The organism is Tenacibaculum mesophilum (genome assembly GCF_003867075.1).
Lineage (GTDB): Bacteria > Bacteroidota > Bacteroidia > Flavobacteriales > Flavobacteriaceae > Polaribacter > Polaribacter mesophilus.
Genome location: NZ_CP032544.1, coordinates 2,213,304 through 2,231,334, shown reverse-complemented (window position 1 = coordinate 2,231,334; position 18,031 = coordinate 2,213,304). Strand labels below are relative to the sequence as shown.

General features: G+C 32.4%; 16 protein-coding genes. 9 read left to right on the top strand and 7 right to left on the bottom strand.

Annotation, left to right across the window (positions count from 1 at the left end; translation table 11 throughout):
• Nucleotides 1–39 precede the first annotated feature (39 nt).
• Nucleotides 40–525 (top strand): acyl-CoA thioesterase, encoded by a 486-nt coding sequence (locus D6200_RS10075; RefSeq protein WP_073182451.1) that lies wholly within the window; start codon nt 40–42, stop codon nt 523–525.
• Between the two features lie 51 nt (nt 526–576).
• Here the strand turns inward: D6200_RS10075 and D6200_RS10070 are convergent, their stop codons facing one another.
• Together D6200_RS10070 and fbp are read right to left on the bottom strand one after the other, a co-directional pair.
• Nucleotides 577–1,185: a superoxide dismutase gene (locus D6200_RS10070; protein WP_073182452.1), complete on the bottom strand. Its 609-nt coding sequence runs from the start codon at nt 1,183–1,185 to the stop codon at nt 577–579.
• Nucleotides 1,186–1,309: 124 nt separating this feature from the next.
• Nucleotides 1,310–2,344, bottom strand: coding sequence for a class 1 fructose-bisphosphatase (gene fbp, locus D6200_RS10065; RefSeq protein ID WP_073182453.1), 1,035 nt, complete (start codon nt 2,342–2,344; stop codon nt 1,310–1,312).
• 146 nt (nt 2,345–2,490) lie between these two features.
• Between fbp and D6200_RS10060 the strand changes: the two genes are divergently transcribed.
• From D6200_RS10060 to D6200_RS10050, 3 genes are read left to right on the top strand one after another with little or no spacing between them, the layout of a single operon-like run.
• Nucleotides 2,491–2,973 (top strand): GNAT family N-acetyltransferase, encoded by a 483-nt coding sequence (locus D6200_RS10060; RefSeq protein ID WP_073182454.1) that lies wholly within the window; start codon nt 2,491–2,493, stop codon nt 2,971–2,973.
• Nucleotides 2,960–4,213 carry an aspartate kinase gene (locus D6200_RS10055; RefSeq protein WP_073182455.1) on the top strand — a complete coding sequence of 418 codons (1,254 nt, stop codon included), beginning with the start codon at nt 2,960–2,962 and terminating at the stop codon, nt 4,211–4,213. Before D6200_RS10060 ends, D6200_RS10055 begins: the two co-directional genes overlap by 14 nt.
• Nucleotides 4,214–4,264: 51 nt before the next feature.
• Nucleotides 4,265–6,073 (top strand): GNAT family N-acyltransferase, encoded by a 1,809-nt coding sequence (locus tag D6200_RS10050; RefSeq protein ID WP_073182456.1) that lies wholly within the window; start codon nt 4,265–4,267, stop codon nt 6,071–6,073.
• An 81-nt stretch (nt 6,074–6,154) separates the two neighbouring features.
• Here the strand turns inward: D6200_RS10050 and rseP are convergent, their stop codons facing one another.
• Nucleotides 6,155–7,501: an RIP metalloprotease RseP gene (gene rseP, locus D6200_RS10045; RefSeq protein ID WP_047788199.1), complete on the bottom strand. Its 1,347-nt coding sequence runs from the start codon at nt 7,499–7,501 to the stop codon at nt 6,155–6,157.
• Between the two features lie 159 nt (nt 7,502–7,660).
• On the opposite strand from rseP, the gene D6200_RS10040 reads away from it, so the two are divergent.
• The gene (locus D6200_RS10040; protein ID WP_073182457.1) at nt 7,661–8,338 is read left to right on the top strand and encodes an SCO family protein; all 678 of its coding nucleotides are present in this window, start codon (nt 7,661–7,663) and stop codon (nt 8,336–8,338) included.
• Nucleotides 8,339–8,442: 104 nt separating this feature from the next.
• Here the strand turns inward: D6200_RS10040 and D6200_RS10035 are convergent, their stop codons facing one another.
• Nucleotides 8,443–8,784, bottom strand: coding sequence for an SdpI family protein (locus tag D6200_RS10035; protein WP_073182458.1), 342 nt, complete (start codon nt 8,782–8,784; stop codon nt 8,443–8,445).
• A gap of 3 nt (nt 8,785–8,787) precedes the next feature.
• Nucleotides 8,788–10,113, bottom strand: coding sequence for a serine hydrolase domain-containing protein (locus D6200_RS10030; protein ID WP_073182459.1), 1,326 nt, complete (start codon nt 10,111–10,113; stop codon nt 8,788–8,790).
• 92 nt (nt 10,114–10,205) lie between these two features.
• Here D6200_RS10030 and D6200_RS10025 point away from each other — a divergent pair, with 92 nt between their 5' ends.
• A complete protein-coding gene (locus tag D6200_RS10025) occupies nt 10,206–11,417 on the top strand; it encodes an aminotransferase class V-fold PLP-dependent enzyme (protein WP_073182460.1) in 1,212 nt (403 codons plus the stop codon).
• Between the two features lie 69 nt (nt 11,418–11,486).
• Here D6200_RS10025 and D6200_RS10020 read toward each other — a convergent pair whose 3' ends face one another.
• Nucleotides 11,487–12,188 (bottom strand): Bax inhibitor-1/YccA family protein, encoded by a 702-nt coding sequence (locus D6200_RS10020; protein ID WP_082118594.1) that lies wholly within the window; start codon nt 12,186–12,188, stop codon nt 11,487–11,489.
• Between the two features lie 409 nt (nt 12,189–12,597).
• Between D6200_RS10020 and D6200_RS10015 the strand changes: the two genes are divergently transcribed.
• The 3 genes from D6200_RS10015 (at nt 12,598) to glpQ (ending at nt 16,206) form a co-directional block, all read left to right on the top strand.
• Complete coding sequence (locus tag D6200_RS10015) at nt 12,598–13,623, top strand: zinc metalloprotease (RefSeq protein ID WP_073182461.1); 1,026 nt, start codon at nt 12,598–12,600, stop codon at nt 13,621–13,623.
• Between the two features lie 108 nt (nt 13,624–13,731).
• A complete protein-coding gene (locus tag D6200_RS10010) occupies nt 13,732–15,225 on the top strand; it encodes a YfcC family protein (protein ID WP_073182462.1) in 1,494 nt (497 codons plus the stop codon).
• Between the two features lie 75 nt (nt 15,226–15,300).
• Nucleotides 15,301–16,206, top strand: coding sequence for a glycerophosphodiester phosphodiesterase (gene glpQ / locus D6200_RS10005; protein ID WP_240627173.1), 906 nt, complete (start codon nt 15,301–15,303; stop codon nt 16,204–16,206).
• On the opposite strand, the gene D6200_RS10000 is transcribed toward glpQ, so the two are convergent.
• On the bottom strand, nt 16,196–17,968 hold the full coding sequence (locus D6200_RS10000) for a chloride channel protein (protein WP_073182464.1): 1,773 nt from the start codon (nt 17,966–17,968) through the stop codon (nt 16,196–16,198). The two genes, glpQ and D6200_RS10000, sit on opposite strands and share 11 nt — an antisense overlap.
• Nucleotides 17,969–18,031 lie beyond the last annotated feature (63 nt).

Below are 18,031 nucleotides of genomic sequence, written 5' to 3'. Positions count from 1 at the left end.
CCAAAAATATACCGAATGGTATATTTCAAACTTAATACCATGGAAATACCAAAAATTTTAGAAAGTAAAACAAAAATCAGATTTCAAGATTGCGATCCTTTTAATCATTTAAATAATGCATCTTATTTTAATTACCTTATCAATGCTAGAGAAGATCAATTAATAGCTAATTATAATTTGGATATATACCAACACGGAAAAGAAAGAGGAAAGAGCTGGGTGGTAGGTTCACATCAAATAGCTTATTTAAAACCAGCAACCTTAATGGAAACAGTAACAATAGATTCTCAGTTACTTAATTATGGAGAAAGAAATTTGTTAGTTGAAATACGTATGTGGAATGAAGAGAAAACAGAATTGAAAGCGATACTTTGGAGCTCTTTCGTGTATTTTGATTTGATAAAATTATCTACAGCAAAACACTCCGAAGATTTACTAGAATTATTTGAAAATGCAGTATTACCAATAGAACAAGCTAGTTTTGAAGAAAGAACAAAAAGTTTTCGATATCAAAAAGTATCATAAAAAAAAGACCTGCATTTTGCAGGTCTTTTTTATTTATTGCAAAAGCTAAAATTATTTAGCAGCTGCATATCTTCTTTCTACTTCGTTCCAGTTGATTACTTTAAAGAAAGCTTCGATATAATCAGGACGACGGTTTTGGTAGTTTAAGTAATAAGCGTGTTCCCAAACGTCTAATCCTAAGATAGGAGTTCCGCCACAAGTAACACCAGGCATTAATGGGTTGTCTTGGTTAGGAGTAGAGCAAACTTCTATTTTTCCTCCTTTGTGTACACATAACCAAGCCCATCCTGAACCAAATTGTGTCGCAGCTGCTTTAGAAAAAGCATCGATAAAAGCTTCTTTTGAACCAAACTCAGCTTCGATAGCATCTTTTAATTCTCCAGATAAATAACCTCTATCTTCTGGGTTCATTACTGTCCAGAATAAAGAGTGGTTATAAAATCCACCTCCGTTATTACGAACACCAGCGTTGTTCATGTCTAAGTTAGTTAAAATATCTTCGATAGATTTTCCTTCTAAATCAGTACCTTCAATAGCAGCATTTAATTTAGTAGTATATCCGTTGTGGTGCTTGCTATGGTGAATTTCCATAGTTCTAGCATCTATATGTGGTTCTAAAGCGTCGTAAGCGTATCCTAATTCTGGTAAGTTAAAAGCCATAATTATTTGTTTTTTAATAGATTAATTTTTTCGTTTTTCCGAATGTAAATTTAACCCAAAAAAATAAGGCAAACAACTGTTTGCCTTATGGATAATTTATTTGAGTATAAATAATAACTATTCTTTAGTATACTGGTTTATCATCAGATGAAAATTTAGTCATAAACTCTTCCGCTTTTTCAACCATTTGTATACTTCCACAATAAAAAGGTACACGTTGATGTAACTCGGTAGGTTTAATATCTAAAATACGAGTAAACCCATCAGAAGCTTTACCACCTGCTTGCTCACAAATAAACGCCATAGGATTACATTCGTATAATAAACGTAACTTTCCTTTTGGTGTTATAGCAGTAGCAGGATAAATATATACACCACCTTTTATCATATTTCTATGAAAATCTGAAACTAACGAGCCAATATAACGTGCTGTATACGGACGGTTATCTGCTTCGTTTAATTCTTTACAGTGAATTAAGAAACGTTTCATTCCTTCTTGGAAATGTGTGAAATACCCTTCACTTACTGAGTAAATTCTACCAATTTCAGGATAATTCATGTTAGGGTGCGATAAGTAAAAAGTACCAATAGCAGGATTTAACGTAAATCCATTCACTCCATTACCAGTAGTAAAAACTAACATAGTTGAGGTGCCGTAAGCTACATAACCAGCGGCTACTTGCTCACTACCTTTTTGTAAGAAATCTTCTTTGGTAACAGGAGTTCCAACAGGAGAAATTCTTCTGTAAATAGAAAAAATAGTTCCTACAGAAACATTTACATCAATGTTAGATGACCCATCTAAAGGATCCATTAACAACACATATTTATTTTCGTTGGCTTTGTTTTGACCTTCAACTACAACAAAGTCGTCTTCTTCTTCACTAGCAATACCACAAACAATTTCACGATTAATCAATGTTTGCTTAAATAAATCGTTCGCTAAAACATCTAGTTTTTGTTGTGCTTCACCTTGTACATTAATGTCACCAGCAGCTCCAGTAATATCAACCAATCCAGCTTTTCTAATTTCATGGTTTACTACTTTAGCAGCTAAACGGATAGAATTTATTAAGCGAGATAATTCACCAGAAGAATATTTAAAGTCTTTTTGTTTGCTGATGATAAACTCACCCAGCGTCATATGCTTGTTACTCATGTCAAATTTTTGTGTTGTGCGTACAAAGATGCCAACTTTTATTTAGTATTTTAAAATTTTCAACAAAAAAATATGATGTGTTTTAATTTTTCATTTGTTTTATCAGAAAGTTTTAAGAGAAGTATCTTTACCAAAAAAAGTAAGAAATGAGTTTTATTATCAGACCTGGAGAGCAAAAAGATGCTCAAGCTATATTAGATTTAATCGTCGAATTAGCTGTTTTTGAGAAGGAACCCAACGCGGTTAAAATTACGGTAGAAGACATTATTAAAGATGGTTTTTCTGAAAAACCGAAGTTTAAAACCTTTGTAGCTGAAGAAGATAATAAGATTATAGGTATGGCGTTGTTTTATGAACGCTATTCTACATGGAAAGGAAAAGCAATTCATTTAGAAGATCTAATGGTAACGCAATCTAAAAGAGGTATTGGAGCAGGAAAAGCATTGTATAGTGCTGTTATGAATTATGCACATAAAAACAATTGTAAAAGAGTGGCGTGGGAAGTATTAGATTGGAATACAGGGGCTGTTGATTTTTACAAAAGTACAGGCGCAACGGTATATGATGAGTGGAGAGTATGTCATATGAATGAACAAAGCTTAGAACAATTTTGTAATGAGAATATTTAAGTTTGGAGGAGCATCAGTAAAAGATGCGAATGGAGTAAAAAATGTTGCAAAAGTATTGCAACATGAAGGCACAGAAAATACGTTAGTTGTAATTTCTGCCATGGGAAAAATGACCAATGCTTTTGAGCAAGTGGTTGATGATTATTTCTATAAAAAGGAAAGCCTTAAAGATTCTTTGAGCTTTGTAGAAGACTTCCATCAAAAAATGTTGAACAATTTGTTCAGCACAAACCATGAATTATATAATAAAGTAAATCATTTATTTGGTGAATTGAGTGGTTTCATGGCTCGAAACACTTCTAAAGATTATAATTATGTGTATGATCAAATGGTTGGTTTTGGAGAGTTATTATCTACCACTATAGTAAGTGCTTATTTATCTGAAATAGGAGTAGAGAACCAATGGTTAGATGTAAGAGAGTACATAAAAACTGACGGTACTTATCGTGATGCTAAAATTAATTGGGAGCAGACACAACAACAAATTCAAGAAAAAGTAGATGTATCTAAATTAAATATTACACAAGGATTTTTAGGAGGGTTTGGTACAGAAACAACAACGTTAGGAAGAGAAGGATCTGATTATACCGCAGGTATTTTTGCCTATTGTTTGGATGCTGATAGTGTTACTATTTGGAAAGATGTACAAGGAGTATTAAATGCAGACCCTAGAGTGTTTTCAGAAACAGCTTTGTTACAAGAAATTTCGTATACTGAAGCTATTGAAATGGCTTTTTATGGAGCCTCGGTAATTCACCCAAAAACAATTCAACCTTTAGAACAAAAGAACATCCCATTATATGTGCGTTCGTTTGAAGATGTTACAAAATTAGGAACATGTGTTGGGAGAGGGAAAAAAATAACACCAGAAGTTCCTTGTTTTATCGTAAAGAAAAATCAAATTTTAGTAGCAATTTCAGCAAAAGATTTCTCTTTTATGGTAGAAGATAATATTAGTGATGTTTTTAAGAAGTTACACGACTATAATTTAAAAGTAAACTTAATTCAAAATTCAGCGATCAGTTTTTCTGTTTGTATAGAAGATAAGTACAATAATTTTGAGAATTTTTACAACGATTTAAAAGGGGCTTATAAAATAAGAGCTTATAAGGATACTACTTTATACACAATTCGTCATTTTAATGATGAAGCGATAAAAACGATAAGAAAGCGAGGAAAATCAATCATTCGTCAAATAAATACTGAAACAGCACAGTTAGTGATTCAAGAAAACATGTAAAGCTTGCAAAAAATCGATTATATTTGCAGTTATGTCAATTGATAACTATGTATGGGATTAGTAACACCTAAAGAAGTTGCAAAAGCAATAGGAGCCGACAAGTTCGGCGTTTTCGGAACGTTTTCAGGTTGGTTGCTGATGAAAGTTTTGCGAATTTCTACCGCCAATGAAATTTATAACAAGCACAAGCACAAAAAAGATTTACCTTTTTTAAATGGTTTGCTTGATGAGTTTCAAATAGAGTTTGAAATTCCTGAAGAAGATTTAAAACGTATTCCTAAGGAAGGACCTTTTATAACAATTTCTAACCATCCGCTTGGAGGGATAGATGGTATTTTATTATTAAAACTCTTATTAGAGCACAGAGCTGATTACAAGATTATAGCGAACTTTTTATTGCACAGAATAGAGCCTTTAAAGCCTTATGTAATGCCAGTAAATCCTTTTGAGAATCATAAGGATGCTAAATCGAGTGTAGCAGGAATTAAAAATGCCTTATTACATTTAAGAGAAGGAAAGCCGTTAGGGCTTTTTCCAGCAGGAGAAGTATCTACGTATCGTGATGGAAAATTAATGGTTGATAAAGAATGGGAGCAAGGGGCTGTACGCTTGATAAAAAAAGCGAAAGTACCTGTTATTCCTATTTACTTTCACGCTAAAAATAGTCAGTTGTTTTACACATTGTCTAAGATTAGTGATACGCTAAGAACTGCAAAGCTTCCGTCAGAATTATTATCTCAGAAAAATAGAGTTATCAAAGTAAGAATTGGTAAACCAATTTCAGTAAAAGACCAAGATTCATTTACTGAAATACCTGATTTTTACCAGTTTTTACGTAGAAAAACGTATATGTTGGCGAATCCGTATGAGAAAGCATCTCCGAAAATATTGTCAACACACAATTTAAAAATTCCGAAGAAAGCCAAAAAAATCACTTCTCAAAAATCACCAGAGTTATTTGTAAAAGAAGTTGACGCTTTACGAGAAAAAGGAAGTAGATTATTACAGAGTAAGAACTACGAGGTGTTTTTTGCAAGTGCAAAAGAGATACCAAATATTTTACATGAAATAGGGCGCTTACGTGAAATTACCTTTAGAGAAGTAGGAGAAGGAACAAATAAACCTATTGATTTAGATAGGTTTGATAAATATTATCACCACTTATTTTTATGGGATGACCAACAAAACAGATTGGTTGGAGCCTATAGAATGGGCTTAGGAAAAGATATTTTTAAGAAACACGGAATAAATGGTTTTTATATTCAAACATTATTTAGAATAGAGCCAGAATTGTATCCAATGATGGAAAAAACCATTGAAATGGGACGTGCCTTTATTATTAAAGAATATCAACAAAAACCAATGCCATTATTTTTATTGTGGAAAGGGATTGTACATGTTACATTACGTTACCCAGAACATAAATATTTAATGGGAGGAGTAAGCATAAGTAATCAGTTTTCTGAATTCTCAAAATCGTTAATGATTGAGTTTATGAAATCTCATTATTACGATCCGTATGTAGCACAATATATTCACCCTAAGAAAGAATTCAAGGTGAAATTAAAAGATGCTGATAAAGATTTTGTATTTGATGCTACTGAGGCTGATATGCAAAAATTTGATAAAATTATAGACGAATTGGAGCCAGGAGAATTACGTATTCCGGTATTGATTAAGAAGTACGTAAAACAGAATGCTCGTTTAGTTGCATTTAATGTAGATCCGAAGTTTAATAACGCTATTGATGGGTTAATGTATATAAAGGTAGCAGATATACCAGAAAGCACTGTAAAACCTGTTATGGAAGAATTTCAAGAAGAATTAGAACGTCGCGCAGCAGAGAATTTAAATAAGTAGAAGCCAAGTTAAAAATAGCATAAACTAAAAAAGCATCGTACTACTCAGTACGATGCTTTTTTAGTTTGTATTGCTTATAGGTTATTTGAATAACCTAAATATATCGTTTCCGTTGGCAAATAATAATAAGGCAATTAATAAGATAAATCCTGTAATTTGAGCATATTCTAAGAACTTATCACCTGGTTTTTTACCAGTAATCATTTCCCATAAGGTAAATACCACGTGACCACCGTCTAAGGCAGGAATTGGTAATAAGTTCATAAATCCTAACATGATAGATAAGAATGCGGTGATACTCCAAAATGTTTGCCAGCTAAACTCTGAAGGGAATATACTTCCAATAGAAATAAATCCACCTAAACCTTTGTAAGCACCTGTACTAGGATTTAAAATCTTTTTCATTTGCTTAATATAGTTGGTTAAGGTTGTCCAAGCTTTATTTGTACCAGCTGGAATAGCCTCTCCAAAAGAATAGGTTCTTTCAGCTAAATTGTAATACCCTAGTTTTTCTAAATCTGTTAAAGGTAAGCTTGTAGCATAAATTCCTAGTTTTCCTTCGTCAGAAACTTTAGCAGGAATAGTAATGTTTTGGCTATTTCGTTTAACAGTAACATTTATTTCCTGTCCTTTTTTACTTTCTAAAATTACTTGAACTTGATCAAAATAAGGAGTAGAAACGCCATCAATAGCGGTTATAATATCTTTCTTTTGTAACTCACTTTTACTATTTGGAGAGTCTTCAGGAACTTGTCCAATTACAAAAGGTTGCCTGTACATTATAAAAGCTCCAGCATCTTTGCCTCTGTCAACTAATTTCGAGATAAAATCTGTAGGAATTTCTTTTTCAAGAACAGTTCCGTTTCTTTCTATTGTGTAATTAGTACCATTGATGAACTCTAAAGGAAGCTCTCCAAACTTCTCAATTTTTTGTCCGTCAATAGTTAAGATTTTATCTCCTGTTTCTAAACCTAAATCTTTTCCTAATTGATCTTGAACCCAAACTCCATCTTTTAAGCTTTCATTCGGTAAGTATTTCTCACCATAAGCCCACATTAAACATATATAAATTAAAATACCTAGTATAAAGTTTACAATAACACCACCTAACATAATAATTAAACGTTGCCATGCAGGTTTAGAACGAAATTCCCAAGGTTGCGCAGGTTTTTGCATTTGTTCAGTATCCATGCTCTCATCAATCATTCCCGCAATCTTCACATAACCTCCTAACGGAATCCAACCAATACCATAAACAGTTTCTCCTACTTTCTTTTTAAATAAAGAGAATTTATAATCGAAAAACAGATAGAATTTTTCTACTCGGGTTTTGAATAATTTGGCAGGAATAAAGTGTCCTAATTCGTGCAAAACGATTAAGAGCGATAAGCTTAAAATAAACTGTGATGCTTTTATTAAAATCTCCATAAATGGTGTTCGTCTAAATTTAAAATCTGACAAATGTACGTTTTTAACAACAGTTGTAAAAGTTTGCACGTAAGTTAGCCTTTGGTTTTAACAAAGTTTTTAGGATAGTGGTTTATAAACGCTGTTTTTAGTCGTATTTTTGTAGAAAATTTTAGTACTGTGGATATTAAATTCTTTAAAAAATCAAAAAGCACCTTAATTTTTATTTTAGTTTTTTGTGCTATTGGAGTTCCTGTTTTTTATCATTTGGTAAAAGTTGATAACAAACTGCCTATTTATAACCCTGCTGATATTAACCCTAAATTGGTGGATAGTTCTGTAAGAAACAGAACAAAAAACCATAGAGTAGGTGAGTTTTCCTTAATTAACCAGAATGGAGATACGATTACGAATGCTGATTATAAAGGAAAGATTTATATAGCCGATTTCTTTTTTACCCGTTGTCAAACTATTTGTATTGCGATGGCGTATAATATGAGTGAGTTGCAAGAGCATTATAAAAATGATGACGACATCATGTTTTTATCACACTCCGTGACTCCAGTAATGGATAGCGTTCCACAATTACGAAAGTACGCTACTGAAAAAGGGGTGATTGATGGAAAATGGAATGTAACTACAGGAAAGAAGAAACATATTTACAACTTAGCACGTAAACACTATTTTGCTGTATTGGATGAAGGTGATGGCGGAGAAAGTGATTGGGTTCACACAGAGAATTTTGTGTTAATTGATAAAGAAGGACGCATAAGAGGTTCGTATGATGGAACTAAAAAAGAAAATATGCAGAAAATTATTGATGATATTACACTGCTTAAAGAAGAGTATAAAAAGTAATTTGCAGAGGAGGTTTCTACAAAAGACACATATGAGTTGAAAAAAAGACCTTGATGTTTTTACAAAAACATCAAGGTCTTTTGGTTAAAACGTCTTGATGAGTTTTACTTCCTATTTCCATCCCCATCAAAGTTCTTATTTATTTCTTGTTCGGTTTTAACAACCGATACAGCTAATGATAATAACATAATTGCCATAGGTTGCCATGTTAATTCTTTTGATATAAAGGCTAAAACCAAAGCAGCAACTAACGAAATTGCTGAATACTTCATAAACTCTTTGGTGAAAAAAGTATTGGCAAATTGCCAAATAGTATCATTTTTCATAGTTTTATTAGTACGATACCCATAAATAGCATTGATTTTTTTAGGTGGAAAAAAATGAAAAATAATACTGAATAAAAAAAGCAATCCGTTTATAGAAAGCACATAATAAAATGGATTCATGGTTTAATTTTTAATAGAATTTATAATTCCTTTTAACAAGGTATTTACGTCTGCGTTTTTGGTAAGTCCTGTACGAACTACAACCAAATCTTGACTAGGCAAAATAAATACATTTTGACCTTTATATCCGTTAAAAGAAAACATATTTTTTGGAGCATCAGGATAACGCCCACCAGCATTTAACCAAATTTGTGCCCCATACCAACCATCAGAAGTTGGAGTAGGCGTTGTAGCGTAGTTTACCCAGTCTTTATCAAACAAATGTTCTCCGTTCCACTCTCCGTTATGTAAGTATAACAAACCAAGTTTAGCCCAATCTCTTGCCGTTGCCCAGGCGTATGAAGAGCCTACAAAGTGGTTACTCATATCCGTTTCAACAATCATTGAGTTCATGCCTATTTTATCAATCAAACCACTATACCAAAAATCAAGATACTCTTGGTGTGTGTTGAATTTTGTTCGTAAAATACCCGATAACAAATTAGACGTTCCAGAAGAATAATTCCAAGTTTCGTTTGGTTTTCCTACCAATGGTTTGTTTACTTGAACTTTGGTCATGTCTTTTTCTAAAAACAACATTTTAGTAACATCAGAAATGGTATTATAATCTTCTTCCCATTCCAAACCGGAATTCATTTGTAATAAATTATGAATTGTAATGTTTTTACGGTCGTCATTTTTCCATTCAGAAAATAAGTTGTCTTCTTGAACATCAACTTTCCCTTGACATTTTAAAATCCCGAACAATGTTCCTGTAATACTTTTGGTCATAGACCAACCTAACTGCTTCGATTCTTTGGTAAAACCAGTATCATATTTTTCAAAAATAATCTTGTCTTTATATACCACTACTACTGAGCGTGTTTGATTTCTATCATTAAAAATAGTATCAATAGTTTCGTTTAGTTTTGTATAATCAATGTTAGCGAAAATAGTGTCCTTATGATCTGCATTTCCATAAGGAAAAGGAGTGATATTATCAGGTTCAGAACGTTTTGGAGTAAGTTGAGGTTTGGTAATATCAAAATCATTAGTAACCAAAACAGCTCCAAGGCCTTCTCTATAAATAGCTTTTCTTTTTAGCAATCCATATACAGAACCAGTAGCTGATTTTTCTTCTGTATTAATTTTATCAGAAGTAATATTTATGGGAGAAAAATTATTGTCATTAGCATCGGTAAAAGCTAAGCTTCTTCCTGCTAGAAATACTGATGAAGCGGTATTTTTAGCGGAGTATCCTGCCAAAATATTTAACTTCGGATAGTTGTAAAAAACAGCAATTGTTAAAGCAATTAAAACGAGTAAAAGAATTCTTTTTAAATTTTTCATGGAATGGGTTTCTAGCAAATGTAAGAATTTAATTGTTTGATGTTTGTATTTAAAACGCAAGCCCTACCTTTGTACTAAATTTGATATTTTATATGTTTAGTATAGATAAAATTCGCGCTGATTTTCCTATTTTACAAAGAGAAGTACATGGAAAAAAATTAGTGTATTTAGATAACGGAGCAACTTCACAAACACCACAGGTAGTAATTGACACTATTGTAGATTATTACTCTAATTACAATGCAAATATTCATAGAGGTGTACATACATTAAGTCAGGAAGCTACTGATAAGTATGAGGAAGCAAGGATTAAGATTCAAAAACATTTCAATGCGAAGCATTCGTATGAAATTATTTTAACTTCAGGAACAACACATGGGGTTAATATTGTAGCATCTGGTTTTGCTTCTATTTTACAAGAAGGAGATGAAATAATTGTTTCAGCTTTAGAGCATCATTCTAACATTGTGCCTTGGCAAATGTTATGTGAAAAAACAGGAGCTATTTTAAAAGTAATTCCGATGGATGAAGATGGTTCTTTACGCATGGACCTATACCATGAATTATTGAACCCAAAAACAAAATTAGTTTTTTGTAACCACGTGTCGAATGCATTAGGAACAATTAATCCAATAAAAGAAATTATTCATGCAGCACATAAGTTTGGAGCTTATGTATTGATTGATGGTGCACAAGCAGTACCGCATATAAAACCTGATGTACAAGCATTAGATGCCGATTTTTATGTAGCTTCAGCTCATAAAATGTGCGGACCAACAGGTGTTGGAATGTTGTATGGTAAAGAAGAGCTATTGCAGTTATTACCACCATACCAAGGAGGAGGAGAAATGATTGAAACCGTAACTTTTGAAAAAACTACGTATGCAGGATTGCCTCATAAGTTTGAAGCGGGTACACCTAATATTTGTGGAGGAATAGCTTTTGGAGTTGCTGTTGATTATATGAATTCAGTTGGTTTTGACAACATAGAAAAGCAAGAAAACGAACTGTTATCGTACGCAACCCAAGAATTAGAAAAAATAGATGGATTAAAAATCTATGGAACAACTAACAAAACATCTGTTATCTCTTTTAATTTAGAAGGAATACACCCGTATGATGTTGGAGCTATTTTAGATAAGTTAGGTGTTGCTGTTCGTACAGGTCACCATTGTGCACAACCTATTATGGATTTTTATTGTATTCCAGGAACAGTGAGAGCTTCTTTTTCTTTTTATAATACCAAAGAAGAAGTTGATGTATTGGTAAACGCAGTTAAGAAAGCGCAAATGATGTTAAGTTAGAAGAATTTAGCATAAGAATATAAAAAAGCCTCCATTTGGAGGCTTTTTTAGTTTATAATAGTTTTTTTACTAATCTCTTGACATAAATATTTGTAATACATACCAGAATAATAGCATTAAAGAAGCAAATAAGCCTAATGCTGCAGGAATGTAATCATCCGTAGAAAACTTGTGAACTAAGTTAGATGTTTGGTATAAAATAGAACCAGCAGCTAACACACACATTCCAACAGAAAACCACAAACCTAAATTAAATCCGAATAAAGCACCAGCGATAATTAATCCGATAGCGATAAAGAATCCAACAGATAATCCAGCTCTAATAAAAGAAAAATCCTTTTTAGTAATAAAAACGATTGATGAAATTCCAACAAACAATGCTAACGTAACAATTCCTGCTTGTTTTATAACATCAAAGTTATTGGTATAAGAAATAGCAATGTAAATTAAAGGGATAAAAATAAATGCTTCAGCAAAGATATACCCTGAATATGCTAAGTATTGTAAGTTTTTGTCAGAAGTTTTTAAGGCAGTACTTTCTGCATAGTTTGTAATTAACATAAAACCACCCAGTAACAATAACCATTTATAACCTTGGGTCATTGATAAGGCAAATTCTACAATCGTAGCACTTTGTAAAAATAAATATTCAAACAAAACAAACAATAATACGCCACCAGCAACGTGCGCATAGGTTTTTTTGTAAAAAGCAATTCTGTCAGTTTCTGATACTTGTGCAACAAGCACTTTTGGTTCAAATGAGTTTTCCATAATTAATTTTTTAAATACGATGTAAAGATATGTTTTTTAGGTGATTTTAAATTTATCTTTCCATGTTGTAGAAAATGCAATTTAAGTGTATTAAAAATGTCGTATTTAAAACTTATATTGTTTAAAATTGACGTTTTTTTATTGTTTTTGTTAAATTTTAACATTCTAAGATTGTTAGGATAAGGGTGTTCCCAAGTGATAAAACCTAATAAATTAACTTTTTTTTAACTTTTATTTAGCGTTTAAAAAAAATCATATATTGCATATCGTTAAAAAACCCTTCAAATAACTATCAAATTTATAGGTATTTAACAATTTAATTGATGATATCTTTTTTTTTGAGTTTTTTAACAAGTTTGTTGCCTTATGGGCAGTTTTATCAATAACTAATTTTTTAATTATTCACAACATGAAAAGAATTTTTTTAACACTAGCTGTAGCAGCCTCAGTTTTAGTAGGATGTCAGGAAAACTCTAAAGACGAAGCTTTAGACCCTCAAGAATCAATTGATATGAGTGACTTTTATGTAGAAACAGAAGAAGTTTCTCATAGAGGAGGGTCAGAACAATGCCACTCAATGAGAGTTTTAAACAGGCAAGTAAAAGAAAATCCAGGGTTATACAAAAAAATGTATGATATTGAGTATGCTACAAGAAAAATAACAACAAAGAAAGGTAAACCAGGGGGAGGAAGTACTGGAGGAGATGTAGATGTAGCTCCAATAGAAGATGGTTTAGGAACTATTAATATTCCTGTATATGTACATATTGTTTTACCAAACTCTAATAGTGTTACAAATTCTCAAATTCAAGCACAAATGAATGTATTGAATGACGACTTTAGTAATCCAAATACAAATCAACTTCCTTCAGGGGCTTCGGATTTTATCAACGATGCAACTGATACAGGAATCCAGTTTACATTAGCAGGTACTTTTAGGCATGATGACTCTAGGTCATCTTGGGGAACTAACGATGCTGTTAAGGCTGCTTATCCTCCAATTACACCAGAAACACACTTAAATGTTTGGGTATGTGAAATAGGAGGAGGTATCTTAGGATATGCTCAATTTCCAGGAGGTTCTTTATCTACAGATGGTGTAGTGTTATTAGCAGGAACTTTACCAGGAGGGTCTTCTGCTCCATATAATATGGGTAGAACTGCAACCCATGAGGTTGGTCATTACTTAAATTTACGTCACATTTGGGGAGACGGAAGATGTCGTCAAGACGATTTCGTAGCTGATACTCCATCTTCTGATGCCTCAAACTACGGATGTCCAACGTATCCAGATGTTAGCTGTAAATCTGCTGATATGACAATGAACTATATGGATTATACAAACGATGCTTGTATGTATATGTTTACTGATGGTCAGCGTAACAGAATGAGAGCTTTATTTGCTTCAGGAGGAGCGAGGTCTTCTATGATATAAGTTTAATAAGTCTTTTTTTAAGACGTTCTCAATAATTATTTTAAAACCAAGAGATGTACATCTCTTGGTTTTTTTTACTTTTATGCGGATAAATAATAACTTTTTATTTTGAAAAACATTAAATTCCCAACTCCGCATACTATCTTATTATTAATTGCTGGGTTGGTAGCTATTTTAACATGGTTTGTACCAGCAGGTAAGTTTGACACGTTACAGTATCAGAAAAACAATAATTCATTCACGTATTCACACTTAGAGGAAGAGAAAACAATACAGGCAAGTCAAGAAACATTAGAAGGCTTAGGAATTAAAATTCCATTAGAAAAGTTTATCAACGGTGATATCGCAAAACCAATCAGTGTACCAGGAACGTATACTCAGCTAGATCCAAAACCACAGGGTTTTTTAGACTTTTTTAAATCGCCAATAAAAGGAATCATTCAATCGTCAGATATTATTTTATTTGTCCTGATTTTAGGAGGAATTATAGGAATAATGAATTTCACAGGTGCTTTTGATGCTGGAATAGCTTGGTTAGCAAAAACATTGAAAGGAAAAGAGTACTGGCTTATATTTGTGGTAACAACCTTAATAGCTGTAGGAGGTACAACTTTTGGGTTGGCAGAAGAAACCATTGCCTTTTATCCAATACTAATTCCTATATTTTTAGCAGCAAAATACGATGCTATAGTAGCTTTAGCTTGTGTGTATATTGGGTCGTCGATTGGTACAATGTGTTCAACGGTAAACCCGTTTAGTGTTATTATTGCTTCAGATGCAGCAGGAATTAATTGGACTACTGGCTTTACAGGGAGGTTGTTAATGCTAATTGGAGGAATTATAATATGTGTAATTTATATTTTACGTTATGCAAACAAAGTTCAAAAAGACCCAACAAAATCCATTATTTACGATCAAAAAGAAATGATTGAAAGTCTTTTTGGCAGTTCAACATCAAGTACACATAGCTTAACAGGTAGACTACGAATTATATTAACCATTTTTACCATGTGTTTTGTAATTATGATTTATGGAGTATCTCGTTTAGGATGGTGGTTTGAAGAAATGACTGTGGTGTTTTTAATAGGTGCTATTTTAATAGGTTTTTTAGCTAAGATGAAAGAAGAAAACTTTGTAAACACGTTTATTAAAGGAGCAGGAGATTTATTAGGAGTTGCTTTTATTATCGGTATTGCACGAGGAGTTTCCGTATTAATGGAACAAGGTTTAATAAGCGACACTATTTTACAACACGCAAGCGAGTTTACTACAGGAATGTCTAAAGGAATTTTTACCAATGTAATGTTATTCATTTATTCAGGACTATCATTTTTTATTCCAAGTTCATCAGGAATGGCAGTATTAACGATGCCCATCATGTCTCCGTTGGCAGATACAGTTGGTGTTGGTAGAGAAGTTATTGTAAATACCTATCAATATGGTATGGGGTTGTTTGCTTTTATCAACCCAACAGGCTTAATTTTGGCATCTTTAGCCATTGTGAAAGTAGGATATGATAAATGGTTAAAGTTTGTAATTCCGTTAGTAATTATCTTAACAATTTTTACAATGCTAGTTTTAACCGCCCAAGTATACTTGTAAATAATGAAACAAATTTATGCGCTGTTTTTCTTGATATTTTTCTTCGGATGCAAGCCAGAAACTAAACTGACCAATATGAAAGAGAAAGTTGTAATCGCTCATCGAGGAGCCTCAGGATACTTACCAGAACACACGATGGAAGCCAAAGCCATGGCATACGCAATGAATCCTGATTATATAGAACAAGATTTAGTATTGAGTAAAGATAACATCCCAATTGTGATTCATGATATTTATTTGGATGATGTTACTGATGTTGCTGAAAAATATCCAGAAAAAAAACGAGAAGATGAACGTTTTTATGTAATTGATTTTACGTTTGGAGAATTACAAAAACTAAATGTAACAGAACGTTTTAATCCGAAAACAGGAGAACAAGTGTACCCGAATCGATTTCCGAAGGGGAGAGGCAACTTTAAATTACACTCTTTACAAGAGGAAATAGAGCTAATTCAAGGACTAAATGCTTCTACAGGAAAAAATATCGGAATTTATCCAGAAATTAAAAACCCAGCATTTCATCATAAATATGGAAAAGATATTGCTAAAATTTCGTTGGATATCCTTTCAAGCTATGGCTACAAAACAACGAACGATAAATGTATGTTTCAATGTTTTGATGCGAAAGAATTGGAAAGAGTTCGAAAAGAATTGAAGTCCGAACTATTCTTGGTACAATTAATTGAGTTCCCTGAGGAAACCAAAGAATTAGTACATTTAGCATCGTATGCAGACGGGTTGGGACCTTGGTACAAGCAAATTTTAGATAAAAAAGTAGGAGAGAAGTGGCAGTTTACAACACTAGTTAAAGATGCTCACAAATTAGGACTACAAGTACATCCATATACTTTTAGAGCAGATCAACTGGGTGAATTTTCTTCTTTTGAAGAAATGATGCAAGTACTGTTTTTTGAAGCAAATGTTGATGGCGGTTTTACCGATTTTCCAGATAAAATGGGTCAGTTTTTAGCTACACAGTAACCTCTAACAATTTTTTTCTATATACTGAAAGTAGTTTTGATTTAGAAATAAAACCAATGTACACTCTGTTTTTTACCACGGGTAAATTCCATGCGCCACTTTCTTTAAATTTTTGCATGACTTTTTCAGTGGTGTCATTATAAAAAATAATTGCCGGAGCAATTTTCATAATATCTCTTACCTTCGTAGTTTCATATAATTCTTGATTAAACATCATAGGGCGGATATCATCTAATAAAACAATCCCCATAAACTTATCTTCATTATCAACCACAGGAAAAATATTACGTTTTGATTTGGCAACTGCTTTTTTTAGCATATCTCCAAGACTCATTTCAGGATGAATTTTTACAAAGTTTTTTTCAATAATTTGACTCGTTTTCATCATCATCATCACATTTTTATCTTTGTTATGCGTAATTAACTCGCCACGTTCTGCTAGTTCAATTGTGTAAATAGAATTTGATACAAAATACTTGGTAATAGCATAGGAAACAGCAGAAACAAGCATTAATGGAACAAATAAATCATAACCTCCAGTTATTTCAGCAATTAAGAAAATAGCCGTTAAAGGTGCGTGTAAAACACCAGCCATTAAGCCCGTCATACCAATCAATGTGAAGTTAGTTTCTGAGACATCAAACCCGAATTGATTGATAATTTTAGCAGTAACATTTCCCAAAGCACTTCCCATAACAAGTGTAGGAATAAAAATACCACCAACTCCGCCAGCAGCAAAAGTAGTAGTCATGGCAATTACTTTAAAAACACCAATAATTAACAGAAAAATAATAACCATCCAAACATTATTAAAATCAATGTTGTAATGAATATTCTTAAGAGCGGCACTGGCATTTTCAGACAATAAATTGTTGATAATTCCATAACCTTCACCAAATAAAGGAGGAATTAAAAACAGCATTATACCAATTGCAATTCCACCAAATACTAATCGTTTAAAAGGAGTGTATTTTTTGAAAAAATTAATAATTCTAAAATAGATTTTAGAAAAATATACAGAAGAAAACCCTGTAAAAATAGCCAAGGCTATGTAAAAGATAAGATCGTTAATTTCAAAAGCATCTTGTAGTTGTACACTAAATAATACATCTTTTCCTAAAAAGAAATAAGAAGTAATCACCGCTGAAACCGATGCTAATAATAAAGGAACTAAAGATGCAAAAGCAAGATCCAAACTAAAAATTTCCACTGCAAAAATGATAGCAGCAATAGGAGCTTTGAACATTGAAGACATCGCACCAGCGGTAGCACAACCAATTAGCAGCATACGAGTTCTCATATTCATATGAAAAAGCCTAGCAACACCAGAGCCTAAGGCAGCACCAGTACTTACAGCAGGGCCTTGTAGCCCTACAGAACCTCCAAAACCTACAGTTATAGGAGCGGTAATTAATGAAGCATAAATTTTATAACGTTCAATAATTCCATTCTTTTTAGAAATAGATTGTAAAGTAGTAGAAATACCATGATCAATATCTTTTCTAATTAGATATTTTTTAATGTAATACACTAAAAATAACCCGATGATAGGAAAAATAAAGTATAATGAATGATGATAATCTTTAATAAGTCCATCTTCTAAAATACGATGGAAGTAAAAAGTAAGGTTCTTAAGAATTAAGGTACCAATACCCGCTAAAAACCCTACTAAAATGCTTAAAACATATACAAACTGTCGTTCAGAGATATGTTTGTATCTCCAAATTAATATTTTTTTATAAGCTTCTTTAGATGTAGGCATTGTGTTCTAGATGCTTAGTTAATTTTTGAAAAGCTAAATATGAATAATTAAAGATATAATTTA